Below are 15,638 nucleotides of genomic sequence, written 5' to 3'. Positions count from 1 at the left end.
AGCCAAGCCACTTAATTAAAAGTATTTATAGTGTGTAAGATACCAATCCATCAAAGGCGAATTTTTGACAAATTCGGGCGATCTTATAGGTTTTTTATCAGTACGTCTATACTGAAAATCAATATTTAGTTTTCCAAAAAAAACCACCAATTACTGGTGGTTTTTTTTAATTAATTCAGACCCAATACTTGCTGCATATCATACAGACCAGCGTCTTGATCATTGAGCCAACAAGCAGCACGCATAGCGCCATTGGCAAAGGTCATCCTACTGGATGCTTTGTGGGTGATTTCCAATCGTTCACCGATATCGGCAAACATAGCGGTGTGCTCACCAACAATATCACCTGCGCGTACAGTAGCGAAACCAATGGTTTCACGATCACGTTCACCCGTGATGCCTTCACGCCCATAAACCGCACATTTTTCTAAATCACGGTCTAGCACTTCAGCAATCACCTCCCCCATTTTTAATGCAGTACCAGATGGCGCATCTTTTTTATGGCGATGGTGACCTTCAAGAATTTCAATATCTGTATAATGCCCCATCACTTCTGCAGTCAGTTCTAATAACTTCCACATCAAGTTCACGCCCACTGACATATTGGGTGCCATTACAACAGGCGTTTGCTCTGCAAATGCACTGATTTGTTCTTTTTGTGCGTGATTAAAACCCGTCGTACCAATCACGATAGCTTTTTGATTTTTCACACACCAATCAAGGTTTACCAGTGACGCTTCAGGAGATGTGAAGTCCACTAGTACATCAAAATCATTTACAACATCATCGAGCGAATCTGCAATCGGCACATTCATTGATCCAACGCCAGCTAACTCGCCCGCATCAACTCCAATTAATGTCGAACCTGAACGTTCAATTGCTGCGCCCAGGTAAATCGCGTCTTGATGTTTGGCTGACTCAATTAAGGTGCGCCCCATACGGCCACTGGCCCCAACAACAGCAATTTTCACTCTAGTAGTCATCTTGCTCTCCTAGCAACACAAGAAATCGATGCTAATAAATCTTTATACAAAAACGCCTAAGCAATGACTTAGGCGTTTTCAATGACATTAAAGAATGTCTAACAACTCAACTTCAAATACTAAGGTTGAGTATGGTGGAATAGATGCGCCAGCACCACGTTCACCGTAGGCTAAGTGTTGAGGAACAAATAGCTTCAACTTAGTACCAACAGGCATCAACTGAAGTGCTTCAGTCCAACCAGCGATAACACCTGATACTGGGAACTCAGCAGGTTGACCGCGAGTTACTGAACTATCAAATACTTCACCGTTGATGAAAGTACCGTGGTAGTGAGTACGTACTGTAGACTCATGGTTTGGCTTGTCACCTTCGCCTTGTACTAGTACTTCATATTGTAGACCAGATTCAGTAACGATAACTTCTTCACGCTTAGCGTTTTCAGCTAGGAAAGCTTCGCCTTCAGCTGATGCTTCAGCAGCTTTCGCTTCTTGAGCTTCTTGTAAACGACGGCTGATTTCAGTGAAAGCAGCTTGTAAGTCTTCCATAGAAACTTGGCTTTCTTTACCTTCGAATGCGTCAGCTAAACCAGCTTGAACAGCAGAAATTTCGATTCCATCAAATGGATTTGCAGCTAATTGCTCGCCCATTTGACGACCTACACCGTAGCTTGCTTGCTGTTCCATTGTGCTGAATGTATCAGACATATTTTTCACTCTCATTCATCGATTAAAAATTCGCACGGAGTTTAGCATAAATTAACTTTCAAATGTTGCCTTTAAGGCCCTTTGAGCATTATTTATTTTCAGTTAAGCGACAATCTTTCACGCCTTGCTGTTTTGCCGCCACATACAAAGGTTGCACTTTTGCTTGCATGGACTGTAAATCTTCAATTCGCGTCGAATGTGATGGATGTGTAGATAACAACTCAGGCCCTTGTGAGCCGCTGTTATTGGCCATATTTTTCCAAAGCTCAATGCTTTGAGCAGGATCAAAACCGGCTTGTGCCATCAACTCCAGACCAACCACATCAGCTTCGCTTTCTTGGTCCCGACCAAATGGCAGTAATATTCCCACTTGTGCCCCTAAGCCAAGCCCTGCCATGTATAAGTCTTGGTTTTCAACGCCACTTGCACCGAGAGCCGCGCTTGCAGCTTGCATACCGATATCCGTTAACTGCGCTCTAGACACCTGCTCATTACCATGTTGTGCCAATACATGTGCCACTTCATGCCCCATCACTGTGGCGACTTGATGTTGATTTGTTGCCACATTTAGCAAACCTGTATATATCCCAATATAACCACCGGGTAAGGCAAATGCATTGACTTGATCAGACTCGAACAATACAACTTCCCAAGCTTGCTTTTGCGGTAATACACTTGTCACCCTGTCAGCAATACAATTTACATAAGCCGTTTTAGCTTTATCACCACTGATCTTTTGCTGCTGCTTCATGGTTTCAAAGGATTGCGCCCCCATTTGCTGCATTTGGTCGTTTGAATATAACAATGCCTGTGAGCGGCCAGTTGGTGATTTTGATAAGCAACCACTGACAAGTATTGCAGTAGTAATGATTGAAAGAGTGAGTTTAAGCTTCATCGACAACTCCATATGGATGAAAGGGTTACTAGGGTCTGTTGATTTTTCAAGATTATTTTTGCAGCAAAGATTAACAGACCCCAATAGTGTAATGAAACTCGACAGATAAAAAAATGCCCCGCATTAAGCGAGGCACTTTTAAAATCAAAAATAGTGTTTAGCTATTTAGATCTTGAAAGAACTTTTTCACGCCATCAAAGAAACCTTCAGCTTTAGGACTGTGCTTTTTAGACTGCCCAGTTAATGTCGCTTCAAATTCTCGCAGTAATTCTTTTTGCTTTTCATTAAGGTTGACTGGCGTTTCCATAACAACCTTACACAGCAAGTCACCTACCGCATGGCTGCGAACTGATTTCACACCTTTACCACGCAAACGGAACATACGGCCCGTTTGTGTTTCAGCAGTAATTTTCAGATTAACTTTGCCATCTAATGTTGGCACTTCAATCTCACCACCTAATGCAGCTTTACTGAATGAAATCGGTACTTCACAGTAAAGGTTGTTACCGTCACGGGTAAAGATATTGTGTTCGCGCACGCTAACCTGAACATATAAGTCACCTGGAGGAGCACCAAACTCACCGGCTTCACCTTCACCTGAAAGGCGAATACGGTCACCAGTGTCTACGCCCGCTGGGATTTTAACACTTAACGTTTTGCTCTTCTCTACGCGACCTTCACCATGACACTTGTTACATGGGTCTTTAATGATCTTACCGCGACCATGACAAGTAGGACATGCCTGTTGCACAGCAAAGAATCCCTGACGCATTTGTACTTGGCCTTGGCCATGACAAGTACCACAAGTTGTCGCTTGAGTGCCTTTTTTAGCACCGCTGCCATCACAGCTATCACAACTGGCTAAAGTAGGAATGCGTAACTCTTTAGTTAACCCACGCACAGCTTCTTCAAGTGATAGTTCAAGGTTGTAACGTAAGTCACTGCCACGTGCGGCTTGACGTTGACCACCACCACGACGACCACCGCCGAAAATATCACCAAACACGTCGCCGAAAATATCACCGAAGTCACCGGCGCCACCATGACCACCACCACGATTAGGATCAACGCCAGCATGACCGAATTGATCATAAGCCGCTTTTTTATCGCTATCGGTTAGGATTTCATAAGCTTCTTTAGATTCTTTGAATTTAACTTCAGCTTCTTTATCACCTGGATTACGGTCAGGATGATACTTCATTGCTAGGCGTTTATACGCCTTTTTGATTTCACGCTCTGAAGCGTCTCGACCGACACCTAGAACCTCGTAATAATCGCGCTTTGACATAATATTTTCGTTTCTCGAAGAAAGTGTATTTTACTCAGTTTTTTGAAAGTCCAACTTATACAAACGGGCGTTAGAGGTGAACCTCAACGCCCGCTTAACAAGTAATTAGTTAACTAACTAATTATTTTTTGTCGTCTTTTACTTCTTCAAACTCAGCGTCAACAACATCATCAGCAGGCTTAGCTTCTTCAGCACCTTGTGCTTGGCCAGCAGCGTCAGCGCCACCTTGAGCTTGGGCTTTAGCTTGAGCAATTTCCATTAATTTCGCAGACGCTTCCATTAATGCTTGAGTTGCTTTTTCGATTGCTTCTTTGTCGTTACCTTGAGTTGCGGTATCAACTTCAGCCATTGCAGCTTCGATTTTCTCTTTGTCTTCAGCTGGCAGCTCTTCGCCCGCTTCTTCAATTTGCTTCTTAGTCGCATGAACCATGCCATCAGCTTGGTTACGTGCAGTCACTAGCTCTTCGAATTTCGCGTCTTCATCTGCATTTGCTTCTGCATCACGAACCATTTGCTCAACTTCTTCGTCACTTAGACCAGAGTTAGCTTTAATCGTGATGTTCTGTGCTTTACCGGTTTTCTTATCGGTAGCAGACACATTCAAGATACCATCAGCATCAATATCAAAAGATACTTCAATCTGCGGCATACCACGTGGGGCAGGCTCAATACCTTCTAGGTTAAATTGACCTAGAGATTTGTTGTAGCTTGCTTGCTTACGCTCACCTTGTAGTACGTGAATGGTTACTGCACTTTGGTTATCGTCAGCTGTTGAGAACGTTTGCGATGCTTTAGTCGGGATAGTCGTGTTCTTCTCGATAAGCTTAGTCATCACACTACCCATGGTTTCAATACCAAATGATAGTGGCGTCACATCAAGAAGTAGTACGTCTTTCACGTCACCAGAAAGTACGCCCGCTTGAATCGCTGCACCTACGGCAACAGCTTCGTCAGGGTTAACGTCTTTACGAGGCTCTTTACCAAAGAACTCAGTTACTGCCTGTTGTACTTTAGGCATACGAGTTTGACCACCAACCAAAATAACTTCGTTGATGTCTGATACTGATAAATCAGCATCAGCGAGTGCAACTTTTAATGGCTCTAAAGAGCGTGTCACTAAATCTTCAACTAATGACTCTAACTTAGCACGAGTAATTTTAACCACTAAGTGCTTAGGGCCTGTTGCATCAGCAGTGATGTAAGGCAGATTAACTTCTGTTTGAGTCGTGCTTGAAAGCTCAATTTTTGCTTTCTCAGCCGCTTCTTTTAAGCGTTGCATTGCTAGTGGGTCTTGACGTAAGTCTAGGCCTTGCTCTTTTTTGAACTCATCAGCTAAGTAGTTAATTAAACGGTTATCGAAATCTTCACCACCTAAGTGGGTGTCACCGTTGGTCGCAAGTACTTCGAAAGTTTGGTCACCGTCATGACTATCGATTTCGATGATAGAGATATCGAATGTACCACCACCTAAATCGTATACAGCAACAACGTTGTCACCTTGCTTCTTATCAATACCGTAAGCTAGTGCTGCGGCCGTTGGCTCGTTGATGATACGCTTAACATCAAGACCCGCGATACGGCCAGCATCTTTAGTTGCTTGACGTTGTGAATCGTTAAAGTATGCAGGAACAGTAATAACCGCCTCTGTTACTTCTTCACCTAGGAAGTCTTCTGCAGTTTTCTTCATCTTTTTCAAGATTTCAGCAGATACTTGTGGCGGCGCCATCTTGTTACCACGTTGCTCAACCCATGCGTCACCATTGTCAGCGCCAATGATTTTGAATGGCATGATGTCAACGTCACGTTGTACTTCGTCATCTTTAAAACGACGACCAATTAAACGCTTAATTGCGAAGAAAGTATTCGTTGGGTTGGTCACAGCCTGACGTTTAGCAGGTTGACCTACAATTGTTTCATCATCGGTATAAGCGATAATTGAAGGTGTAGTACGTTCACCTTCAGCATTCTCAATTACGCGTGCTGTATCACCATCTAAGACTGCCAAACAAGAGTTGGTTGTGCCTAAGTCGATACCAATAATTTTACCCATGAGGTCCTCCGAAAATAGCGCTAATTTTGCGCTTGTAAATCTGTTATCTGATTGCCGACGCGAGCATTTAAGGTATATTTACCTGTTCAATTTAGCCCTTCACATCGTCCTTAACTCCTATATTGGGACAGCAAAATCATTTACAAGGGTTAATTGGCATTTTTTTGAAATAAATTTGTTATTACTAGATTGTAGAGGAGAGAATGATTACCTATAATCACAGTATTGAATATTGTATACAATTTTGCTAGGTACGGTGTGACGTCTAATCAACTTGCTTATATTTATGGTCTTGGTGCGGTGCTATTGTGGTCTACCGTTGCATCCGCTTTTAAAATCGCGCTGACTTTTTTTAGCCCCATCCAACTAGTATGGGTGGCAGTCGTCACTTCAGCACTCGCCATTTTTACCATATTAGTTGTACAAAAGAAGCTGCACCTGATTGCTAGACAGTTTAAACAACGCCCCCTCTTTTATTGTTTTATGGGGCTACTTAATCCTTTTCTTTACTACTTTGTGCTGTTTAAGGCCTATGATTTATTGCCAGCTCAACAAGCCCTCTCATTGAACTATACTTGGGCCATTTTGCTGCCGATTTTAGCTGTGCCAATGTTAAAGCATAAATTGATCGTCACCGATGTTTTGGCTGCGATCATTGGTTATTGTGGCGTATTCGTCATCGCCACCAATGGCCAGATAACACAAATGTCTATTACTAGCCCATTAGGTGTAGGGTTAGCGCTACTGAGCACTGTGATTTGGTGTTTATATTGGATGTTGAATGCCAAAGACAATGGCGATCCTATCATTAGTCTGTTTTTGGGCTTTATTGCTGCATTACCCATTATTTTAATCACTCTTTTAATGACGGAAGGTCTGCCTCAACTCAGTGTCAAAGCCTTATTAGCGGGTATGTATGTTGGGCTATTTGAAATGGGTTTAACTTTTGTGTTGTGGCTGTTAGCGCTAAAGAACACGACTAAAACGGCTAACATCAGTACGTTGGCTTTCTTAACGCCTGTATTGTCTGTCGGTGTTATCGCTGCGGTTTTGCAAGAATCAATTCATCAATCAACCATTGTTGGCTTATTACTGATCTTATCAGGCCTCATTCTTCAGAAGATTTGGCCTAAAATTTTCTCATCTAAACAAAAATAAGTCTTTGGTGTTGCTCTGTTGTGTTGAAAAAATGCACAAATAGCTCTATAAATTAGCTATTAGTTTTTAAGGAGTGATGGCAATGGGAATGCCACGATGGAATTTAAAGGATGAAATTGAGTCCAGAATACGCATCACGATTTTATTGATTGTTGTGCTTATCTTGGTTCATGAGTTCCAATTTGGATCTGGCATGTCACAATTTGCGGGCATGTACCTGTGTTTGTTTGCGCTCATTGCAGCTTTTTTGACGAATAAAGTACAAAGGCAATTGTTTACCTCGATCATGGAGTATGCGCAGGCTTTAAGAATTATCTCATTTTTAATGAGTATCGCTTTTTTTGCTATTTGGCTATTCACGGTTTATCACCAATATTTTCCGGCAACAGCTTTATAAATCATTTTCAAATCAGAAAGCTACCCCATTAAACCACCCAGTCTACGTCTTTCACAAACAGCTTTAATTGTTCTCATTCAACAACCTGCAGTTCATTCATTTCACGCCAAATCCCCCAATAAAAAAGCGCCCAAATGGACGCTATGTTAAGTTTTTTACCTGTAACAAATGATCAGCTTCTTGCTGTGTAATCTCCCCATGCCAACCATTTGTAGGTGGTTAACGCCTCTAACGCCATAGGCCCTCTGGCATGCAGCTTTTGAGTACTCACGGCGACTTCGGCGCCTAAGCCAAACTGCGCACCATCAGTAAAACGAGTACTGGCATTCACATACACCGCCGATGAATCAACCTGATTCATAAATTCGGTAGCAGCACTGAGGTTGTCAGTTAAGATTGCTTCAGAGTGACCACTAGAGTGCTGACGAATGTGCTCAATAGCATTGGCCATATCATCAACGACTTTGACACCCAATGTCAGAGATAGCCACTCTGTTGAATAACTTTGCTCGTCAGCTTCATCGCATTCAATGCCAGACATCAATAAGATTTTTTGGCTGTCTGTACACGCCACTAGAGTCACACCTTGCTCCCGTAATTGCTGCCCAATTTGAGGCAAATATTGCTGTGCAATATTCTTGTGGATCAATAAGGTATCGAGTGCATTACACACGGTAGGACGCTGCACTTTAGCGTTAATAATCACCTCAGCCGCGCGAGTTAAATCGGCAGCTTTATCAAGATATAAATGACAAATACCAATGCCACCCAAAATCACCGGAATGGTTGCCTGTTCAGCGCACAAACGTTGTAAGTTTTGTCCGCCACGTGGAATGATCATATCTACATATTGATCCATCTTAAGCAGTTGCGTCACTAAAGCGCGATCAGGTGAAGTAATGAGCTGCACAGCATCACCAGGCAAGTCATGTTGTTGCAATGCCTGACGGATCACATCGCTTAAGGCGATATTGGAATTAATGGTTTCTTTACCACCACGTAAAATAACCGCATTACCAGTTTTTAATGCTAGCGCAGCAATATCCACCGTCACATTAGGTCTGGCTTCATAAATCACTCCAATGACCCCTAATGGCACACTGCGTCTTGATAAACGTAAACCATTATCTAACAACTTAGATTCAGACTCTTTGCCTACGGGGTCGTCGAGTTTAATCACATTATCAATATCGGCGATGATCCCTGCTAATCGAGACTCATCCAGTAATAAACGATCGATTAATGCATCCGTTAGTCCATTGTCTTTCGCTTGGGCAATATCAATCGCATTGGCAGCTAGAATAGCAGCACTGTTTTCTGTTAACCGCTGACTGATAGTGGATAACAAAGCTGATTTTTGCACCGAAGATAACTGTGCTAAAGCAAAACTGGCGGCTTTAGCCTGCTGACCAAATTGTGCTAAGTCGACGCTGTTGCTGTTTGTCATAATTGCTCCTTAATTGTTTAGCACAACCATATCGTTGCGGTGAATAATTGCACCACCATAGTTATAGCCCAGTAATACTTCTATTTGATTTGAATGTTTCGAGGCAATGATATTGACAGCCTGCGCACTGTATCTCGCCATACCTTTGGCAATGGTATTGCCTGCTGAGTCAACCACTAGAATGGTTTCGCCTCGATTAAAGCGACCTTGCACTTTCATGACACCTTTTGACAATAAGCTTCGGCCATTATTCACTACCGCATTAACCGCGCCATCATCAACGACAATTTGTCCTTGGGTAGTTGGACCGGCAAGAATCCACTGTTTACGGCTCTCTAAAGGGTTTTCTTTAGCACTAAAATGCGTACCTACTGAGGTTTTGGTAGCAACTTTAGTGATGACGTCAGGGTGATGCCCAGACGCAATCACCACTTCAACACCCGCCCGTCTAGCAATGTCTGCAGCTTCTAGCTTGGTCGCCATGCCACCTGTGCCTAAGCCGTTATTCGTGCCACCAGCTAGCTGACGTAAACTATCATCAATATTGACCACTTGTTTAATCAATTTTGCATTTGGGTTGTGTCTTGGGTCTGCATCAAATAAACCGGTTTGGTCTGTCAATAACATCAATAAGTCGGCATCACACAAGAGTGCAGCTCGCGCCGATAAATTATCATTATCGCCGACTTTGATTTCGGTTGTTGCCACAGCATCATTCTCATTAATGATTGGAATGATATTGTTTTCTAATAGGGTATTTAACGTATCGCGAGCATTGAGATATCGCTCCCTATCATGCAAATCCGCTCGGGTTAGCAATAACTGACCTACGTGTAATCCGTAAATACTGAATAATTGCGACCAAGCTAAGATAAGCTGGCTTTGACCCACAGCCGCTAGCAATTGCTTGTGGGGCATGTTATCGGGGTATGCGGGGAATTGTAGATGTTCACGGCCAGCGGCTATCGCGCCTGAGGTACATAACACGACCTCAACGCCAGATTTCATTAACTGTGCCATTTGCCTGGCCAGTTCAACCATGTGGGCTTTATCCAGTTGGGTACTGCCTGATGTCAATACACTGGTGCCTAATTTCACTACAACTCGGCGGTAACTCATTCCATCCACTCTAAATTTACATTGGCATATTTTTATAACCAATTAAAAATTTAATTGATAGCGAAGAAACGTCATGTTGCTAGAAACCGTGAGCTAAATAGCGATTTGACATAAAAAAGGGTTATGCATTGCATAACCCTTAATCAATCTAGCTTGTGGCTTAATTTATTACTGAACTAACCATATATAAATTTAACCACGAATAACGCTGCAATCACAACAATACCTATATTGAGATCTTTAAAGCGCCCCGTCATTGCTTTAATCGCCACATAAGAAATGAAACCAAAACCGATGGCGTTAGCAATAGAGAATGTTAATGGCATTAATAAACAAGTCACCACAACCGGTGCTGCTTCAGTAATGTCTTCCCACGACACATTGACTAACCCAGACATCATTAAGATAGCAACATAGAAAAGTGTACCAGCCGTAGCATAGGCTGGCACAATTCCAGCCAGTGGTGAAATAAACAAACACGCTACAAACATCAGGCCGACAACCACAGCAGTTAAACCTGTACGGCCACCAGCACTCACGCCTGCCGTACTTTCAATATAACTGGTGGTAGTTGACGTCCCCATGGTCGCACCCGCAATCGTCGCCACACTGTCGGCAGTAAGAGCACGCTTAACACGAGGAAGCTTGCCATTTTCATCAAGGAAGCCACCGCGTTGAGCAACAGCAACTAAGGTGCCTGAAGTGTCAAATAGGTCAACGAATAAGAAAGCAAAAATGACTGAAATCATACTGATTTCAAGCACACTAGACAGGTCCATTTTCATTAAAGTTGGCGCAATTGAAGGTGGCGTTGAAATCAAACCTTGATATTGCACATCACCAAAAATCATACCTAAGATAGTGATAGAGATAATGCTTAAAATGACCGCAGACTTCATGCCACGATAAACCATCGCCACAATTAAGAAGAAACCCAATGCAGCCATCAATGCAGGAAATGAAGTGATGTCTCCCATGGTCACTAATGTTGCTGGACTTGCCACAACAATACCCGCGCTTTTAAGACCGATTAGAGCCAAAAATAAGCCAATACCGGCTGCAATACCAAAGCGCAAAGACATAGGAATAGAATTGACAATCCACTCACGGATTTTGACCAGAGACAGAATAAGGAAACAAATACCTGACATGAATACCGCGCCCAGTGCAGTTTCCCAGCTGTAACCCATTTCGCCCACTACGGTATAGGTGAAAAATGCATTCAATCCCATACCCGGTGCTAATGCAATAGGGTAATTAGCCACTACCCCCATGATTAAACACCCTACTGCAGCCGCTAAACAGGTAGCAACAAAAACCGCTCCAGCATCCATACCGGCATCGGCTAACATCATAGGGTTTACAAAAATGATATACGCCATAGTCAGGAACGTAGTCAGACCGGCAATCACTTCTTGTTTTAAGGTGGTGTTATTTTCTTTTAGTTTAAATAGTTTTTCTAACATGGAACAGTGTTCCTTGAAGGTTGGTGTGTAGGGTTAAATTATCTTTTATTGTTCCCAATTCGAAACGACTGAGTATTTCACAAAACAAATGTATCAACTTCGCGTGCTGATTATAAAGACTAAATGCCGCTATAGCTAGATTTGACAAGCAGTATAAGGGCTTATGCATCTAATGCATGGATGAGAACAGTCACAATTTGATGCAAATCACACTGTTGGCTTTAACGCAGATCTCACATCAAAGTGATAATTTGGCTTAGGTTAATCAGGAAAAAGGTAAAAAAAAGCCTGCTCAAACAGAGCAGGCAGACATGTATCAAGTATTCCTTTTGGGGAAAGGAAACTAGCATCACTTAGTGATGATGATTGAGCAATACCTCAATCGAAGTCTAAAGTGTCTTTCGACAAACAAAAGGGTCGTGGAAATTAATGAAAATAGGCGGACAAACCTATTATTTCATTGGGTAAAAACCACTTTGCAAAACCTTTGTGTCTAACCAAGTGTTTTGCCAGAAAATATTACGATTACCTAAATAAGACATAGTCATTCTCCAAATATAAAGTTGTGTAAACCTAGTAAATATTGGCTCGGTTCCTTGGAACTAACTTTTCACATTCCATTGTGACAACTTGCGCTCGGATCCTTGGAGATTTTATCCATCCTGGATAACACTAGAATTGAGAGAAGTGCCTCTCAACGAAAACAATTATACAAATTGGTAATTTAATTACAAGCTTTAATTTGAAAAAAGTCACAAAAATGCTGAAAATGGAAAGTTAACTACAAAAGTGGATATAAAAACCACAAAAAAAGAACAAAACTGGTTGCGAATTTACATTGTTGAAACATGATTTTGTTCTTTTTGTACGAAAAACGTGCTTAATGCTGTTTTATGGTGCAACCAAGCTGGTTACTGGCCAATGATGTATTGGTATAACGCGACCACAGGGTTTGCTGTCGGTTTACCGTATAAAGGATCACCTTCTGTTGCGCTACCGGCAATATCCACATGGGTATAAGCTAAGGGTTGTGATGAACTGCAACCGTGTTGCTCAAGCCCTGAAGCTTTAATCAAAAATGCCGCGGGGAATTGATGACCGCGGGTGGTGACTGATGAAGGGCCATTATTTGATGAAATAACATCACATACGCCATTCTTATCAGCAATTTTGTCAAAGTCTTCTTTGCGTAAGAATGAGCGCTCCAACGGTTCACCCCAGTCACTACCATAAACTTGAAGCTTCTGTGCCACGGCTTGTTGGCGGGCGACACTATTTTCGACTAACGCAGTATAACCACCATAACAGCGCACCACGTGACCCGTTAATGTCGCAACAGAGAAAAGCTGAGCATTATTCGCTTGCTGAGCATCTTGTTTAAGGTGTGACAATAAATCAGCTAACACTAATCGACCTTCAGCATCAGTATTACCAATACGCACTCGCACACCTGCATGACTTGGGATGATTTCGTCAGTCACAAACGCTTCACTGCCTATGCTATTACGTACCAAACCTAACTGTGCAACCACACGCACACCTTTCGGCTTTAGAATCGATAAGGCTTTCATCACGCCAGCCACCGCAGCCGCACCGCCTTTATCACGGCTCATTCCCGCCATCGCCCCAGCAATTTTCAAATCTGCACCGCCGGTATCATAAATCACACCTTTACCAGCTAAGTAAATGTTGTGTTCAACTTCTCCGTCAGGCACATATTCAATTTTAACCACACGAGGGTGATGACGAGGCACGTCAAATGAGCAACGACCAACTGCACTTAAAAGAGGATAGTCATTAATCAACTGTTGTTTATCTTCAATAACAGATACTGATAAATCAGAATCAGCAAGAGCATCTACACAATATTGCGCAAAGTTAATCGCACTCATACGCTCAGGCTCTGTGCCACAAAGATCACGTGCTAACACTCTACCCGCTTCTAGGGCATTCAACTGCTGAGCATTTGCACCTGTGTGTAATAAACCTATTTGCTGTATGGATGGCGTTAGATCATTTGCCTCCCGCGCCTCTAACGGTAGCCATAATTGCTGGCCACAAGCCAAAGCGGCCACATTGGCTGCTTGCACAAAACGAGCATCATCGCTCGCACATACCACTAACAATGGCTTTACTGCACCTGCTTGTTTTGCAATATCAATGCCCTGTCTGGCCGCTTGGCCGTATTGCCTCACATCTACATATTCATCATCAATGTTTGCCACAGGTGCAATGATCAAACGCCCTCCAGCTAAACCTGGAGCAAATAACAAAGTGGCTGATTTACCCACACGCTGATCAATGGTGGCTGCATGTTCCGCTAATAGCTTTATTTCGTCCTGCTCAATTGCGGTGATTGATGGCGTTATCACTACTACTGCATCCCAACCTTCCCCTTCAAAAATAGCTTGTTGTGTCGTGACGTCGACGATATGGCTCTGAAACATGTTGAATCCTTCATAAGAGTTGATAGCAATTGGTGAACTAATATTTACAAAAAATGGGCTTTAAACCAATCCTATTTGTTTGAAAATGCACTGCCAGTTAACAAGTTCATACATTAAATGTGCTAAAGTGCCTCCTGCAAACGGATAAATCAGTCAATCTTTGAGGAACTTCCAGTGACAGCATTAAACCAATTATATCCGCAGCCACTTTGGCAATGGTTCGAACAAATTTGCTCAATTCCCCACCCTTCTAAGCACGAGCAAGCACTTTCTCAACACATTCAAGATTGGGCCAAATCTCAAGGCTTACCAGTCATCGAAGATGAAGTTGGAAACCTGATCATCAAAAAGCCTGCTACTGCAGGTATGGAAGATTGTAAAGTCGTTGCACTTCAAGCTCATATCGATATGGTGCCGCAAAAGAATGCTGACAAAGAGCATGACTTTGAAAAAGACCCAATTGAAGCTTATGTTGATGGCGAATGGGTTAAAGCTAAAGGTACTACGCTAGGTTCTGACAATGGTATTGGCATGGCATCAGCATTAGCGGTTTTAGCCAGCAATGACATTAAACACGGTCCAATCGAAGTGCTGCTAACAGTAGATGAAGAAGCCGGCATGACAGGCGCATTTGGCTTACAGTCAGGTGTGCTAGATGCTGACATCTTGATCAATACTGATTCGGAGCAAGAAGGCGAAATTTACATGGGCTGCGCTGGCGGTGTTGACGGTCAAATCAGTGTGCCAATGAGCTGGCAAGCAGCAGAAGCATCAATGAGTAGCTTTAGCCTTACGCTATCGGGTTTAAAAGGCGGCCACTCTGGTGTCAATATTCACTTAGGTCGTGGTAACGCAAATAAATTACTGGCACGCTTCTTATTTAACCATGCCGACGATTTAGCACTAGAGTTGGTTGAGTTTAGCGGTGGCTCTTTGCGAAATGCTATTCCACGCGAAGCTAGCATCAGCTTAATGGTACCGACTGACAAAGTAGCAAACTTAGAAGCTGCTATTGCACAATTCCAAGCGCTTATCCGTGCAGAACTGGCTATTGCTGATCCTGATATGTTGTTGACGTTAACAAGCATCGATACGCCTGCCAAAGTGATGACAGAAGCAGCTCAAAACACCTTAATTGATATCTTAAATGCCTGCCCGAATGGGGTGATGCGTATGAGTGATGAAGTAGAAGGCGTCACTGAAACTTCTCTAAACGTTGGCGTGATCAGTACTGACGAGCAAGAAGTACAAATCTTATGCTTGATCCGCTCACTTATTGATTCTGGTCGGGATGAAATTGAAGGTATGCTGACTTCTATTTGTCACCTATCAGGTGCAAGTGTTGAGTTTAGCGGTGCTTACCCAGGTTGGAAGCCAGACAACAGCTCTCCTGTCATGGAAATTGTTCGTGCAACGTACAATGACATCTACAAGAAAGACCCGACAATCATGGTGATCCACGCAGGTCTAGAATGTGGCTTATTTAAGGAGCCTTACCCACACATGGATATGGTTTCAATTGGCCCGACGATTCGCTACCCGCACAGCCCAGATGAAATGGTTAACATTACTACTGTTGGCCAATATTGGGAGCTATTGTTAGCTGTACTTGAGCGTATACCTGCGAAAGGCTAATCGAGTCAGCATATAAACCGACTCAGTAAACAAATAGATAAAACAAAG

The 15,638-nt window shown here is 42.8% G+C and carries 12 protein-coding genes; 3 read left to right on the top strand and 9 right to left on the bottom strand.

The window, feature by feature from the left end; genetic code table 11:
- Nucleotides 1-170: 170 nt before the first annotated feature.
- The 5 genes from dapB to dnaK all read right to left on the bottom strand — a co-directional run bounded on the left by dapB (nucleotide 171) and on the right by dnaK (nucleotide 5,921).
- The gene (gene dapB, locus ACHUGF_RS09255) at nucleotides 171-983 is read right to left on the bottom strand and encodes a 4-hydroxy-tetrahydrodipicolinate reductase (RefSeq protein ID WP_394130605.1); all 813 of its coding nucleotides are present in this window, start codon (nucleotides 981-983) and stop codon (nucleotides 171-173) included.
- Nucleotides 984-1,070: 87 nt separating this feature from the next.
- Nucleotides 1,071-1,688, bottom strand: a complete 618-nt coding sequence (locus ACHUGF_RS09250) for an FKBP-type peptidyl-prolyl cis-trans isomerase (protein ID WP_394130604.1) — start codon at nucleotides 1,686-1,688, stop codon at nucleotides 1,071-1,073.
- 88 nt (nucleotides 1,689-1,776) lie between these two features.
- Nucleotides 1,777-2,583, bottom strand: a complete 807-nt coding sequence (locus ACHUGF_RS09245; RefSeq protein WP_394130602.1) for a M48 family metallopeptidase — start codon at nucleotides 2,581-2,583, stop codon at nucleotides 1,777-1,779.
- 157 nt (nucleotides 2,584-2,740) lie between these two features.
- Complete coding sequence (dnaJ, locus tag ACHUGF_RS09240) at nucleotides 2,741-3,871, bottom strand: molecular chaperone DnaJ (RefSeq protein WP_394130601.1); 1,131 nt, start codon at nucleotides 3,869-3,871, stop codon at nucleotides 2,741-2,743.
- Nucleotides 3,872-3,992: 121 nt separating this feature from the next.
- Nucleotides 3,993-5,921: a molecular chaperone DnaK gene (gene dnaK, locus ACHUGF_RS09235; RefSeq protein WP_394130599.1), complete on the bottom strand. Its 1,929-nt coding sequence runs from the start codon at nucleotides 5,919-5,921 to the stop codon at nucleotides 3,993-3,995.
- 258 nt (nucleotides 5,922-6,179) lie between these two features.
- Here dnaK and ACHUGF_RS09230 point away from each other — a divergent pair, with 258 nt between their 5' ends.
- Entirely contained in the window at nucleotides 6,180-7,079 is a 900-nt protein-coding gene (locus tag ACHUGF_RS09230) for a DMT family transporter (RefSeq protein ID WP_394130597.1), read from the top strand.
- Nucleotides 7,080-7,155: 76 nt separating this feature from the next.
- On the top strand, nucleotides 7,156-7,476 hold the full coding sequence (locus tag ACHUGF_RS09225; RefSeq protein ID WP_394130595.1) for a hypothetical protein: 321 nt from the start codon (nucleotides 7,156-7,158) through the stop codon (nucleotides 7,474-7,476).
- A gap of 172 nt (nucleotides 7,477-7,648) precedes the next feature.
- Here the strand turns inward: ACHUGF_RS09225 and ACHUGF_RS09220 are convergent, their stop codons facing one another.
- From ACHUGF_RS09220 to ACHUGF_RS09205, 4 genes are all read right to left on the bottom strand, one after another.
- Nucleotides 7,649-8,923, bottom strand: coding sequence for a glutamate-5-semialdehyde dehydrogenase (locus ACHUGF_RS09220; protein WP_394130594.1), 1,275 nt, complete (start codon nucleotides 8,921-8,923; stop codon nucleotides 7,649-7,651).
- Between the two features lie 9 nt (nucleotides 8,924-8,932).
- Nucleotides 8,933-10,042, bottom strand: a complete 1,110-nt coding sequence (gene proB / locus ACHUGF_RS09215; protein WP_394130592.1) for a glutamate 5-kinase — start codon at nucleotides 10,040-10,042, stop codon at nucleotides 8,933-8,935.
- A gap of 176 nt (nucleotides 10,043-10,218) precedes the next feature.
- The gene (locus ACHUGF_RS09210) at nucleotides 10,219-11,508 is read right to left on the bottom strand and encodes an NCS2 family permease (RefSeq protein ID WP_394130590.1); all 1,290 of its coding nucleotides are present in this window, start codon (nucleotides 11,506-11,508) and stop codon (nucleotides 10,219-10,221) included.
- 911 nt (nucleotides 11,509-12,419) lie between these two features.
- The gene (locus tag ACHUGF_RS09205) at nucleotides 12,420-13,955 is read right to left on the bottom strand and encodes a M17 family metallopeptidase (protein WP_394130586.1); all 1,536 of its coding nucleotides are present in this window, start codon (nucleotides 13,953-13,955) and stop codon (nucleotides 12,420-12,422) included.
- A 174-nt stretch (nucleotides 13,956-14,129) separates the two neighbouring features.
- On the opposite strand from ACHUGF_RS09205, the gene ACHUGF_RS09200 reads away from it, so the two are divergent.
- Complete coding sequence (locus ACHUGF_RS09200; protein ID WP_394130585.1) at nucleotides 14,130-15,590, top strand: aminoacyl-histidine dipeptidase; 1,461 nt, start codon at nucleotides 14,130-14,132, stop codon at nucleotides 15,588-15,590.
- Nucleotides 15,591-15,638 lie beyond the last annotated feature (48 nt).

The sequence above is a fragment of the Shewanella maritima genome (genome assembly GCF_043643735.1).
In the GTDB taxonomy this organism is placed as follows: domain Bacteria; phylum Pseudomonadota; class Gammaproteobacteria; order Enterobacterales; family Shewanellaceae; genus Shewanella; species Shewanella maritima_A.
This window is presented reverse-complemented; position numbering and strand designations above follow the sequence as displayed.

Coding starts and splice junctions, on each gene's coding strand:
- dapB (WP_394130605.1), bottom strand. CDS start 983: ATGACTACTAGAGTGAAAATTGCTGTTGTTGGGGCCAGTGGCCGTATG.
- ACHUGF_RS09250 (WP_394130604.1), bottom strand. CDS start 1,688: ATGTCTGATACATTCAGCACAATGGAACAGCAAGCAAGCTACGGTGTA.
- ACHUGF_RS09245 (WP_394130602.1), bottom strand. CDS start 2,583: ATGAAGCTTAAACTCACTCTTTCAATCATTACTACTGCAATACTTGTC.
- dnaJ (WP_394130601.1), bottom strand. CDS start 3,871: ATGTCAAAGCGCGATTATTACGAGGTTCTAGGTGTCGGTCGAGACGCT.
- dnaK (WP_394130599.1), bottom strand. CDS start 5,921: ATGGGTAAAATTATTGGTATCGACTTAGGCACAACCAACTCTTGTTTG.
- ACHUGF_RS09225 (WP_394130595.1), top strand. CDS start 7,156: ATGGCAATGGGAATGCCACGATGGAATTTAAAGGATGAAATTGAGTCC.
- ACHUGF_RS09220 (WP_394130594.1), bottom strand. CDS start 8,923: ATGACAAACAGCAACAGCGTCGACTTAGCACAATTTGGTCAGCAGGCT.
- proB (WP_394130592.1), bottom strand. CDS start 10,042: ATGAGTTACCGCCGAGTTGTAGTGAAATTAGGCACCAGTGTATTGACA.
- ACHUGF_RS09210 (WP_394130590.1), bottom strand. CDS start 11,508: ATGTTAGAAAAACTATTTAAACTAAAAGAAAATAACACCACCTTAAAA.
- ACHUGF_RS09205 (WP_394130586.1), bottom strand. CDS start 13,955: ATGTTTCAGAGCCATATCGTCGACGTCACGACACAACAAGCTATTTTT.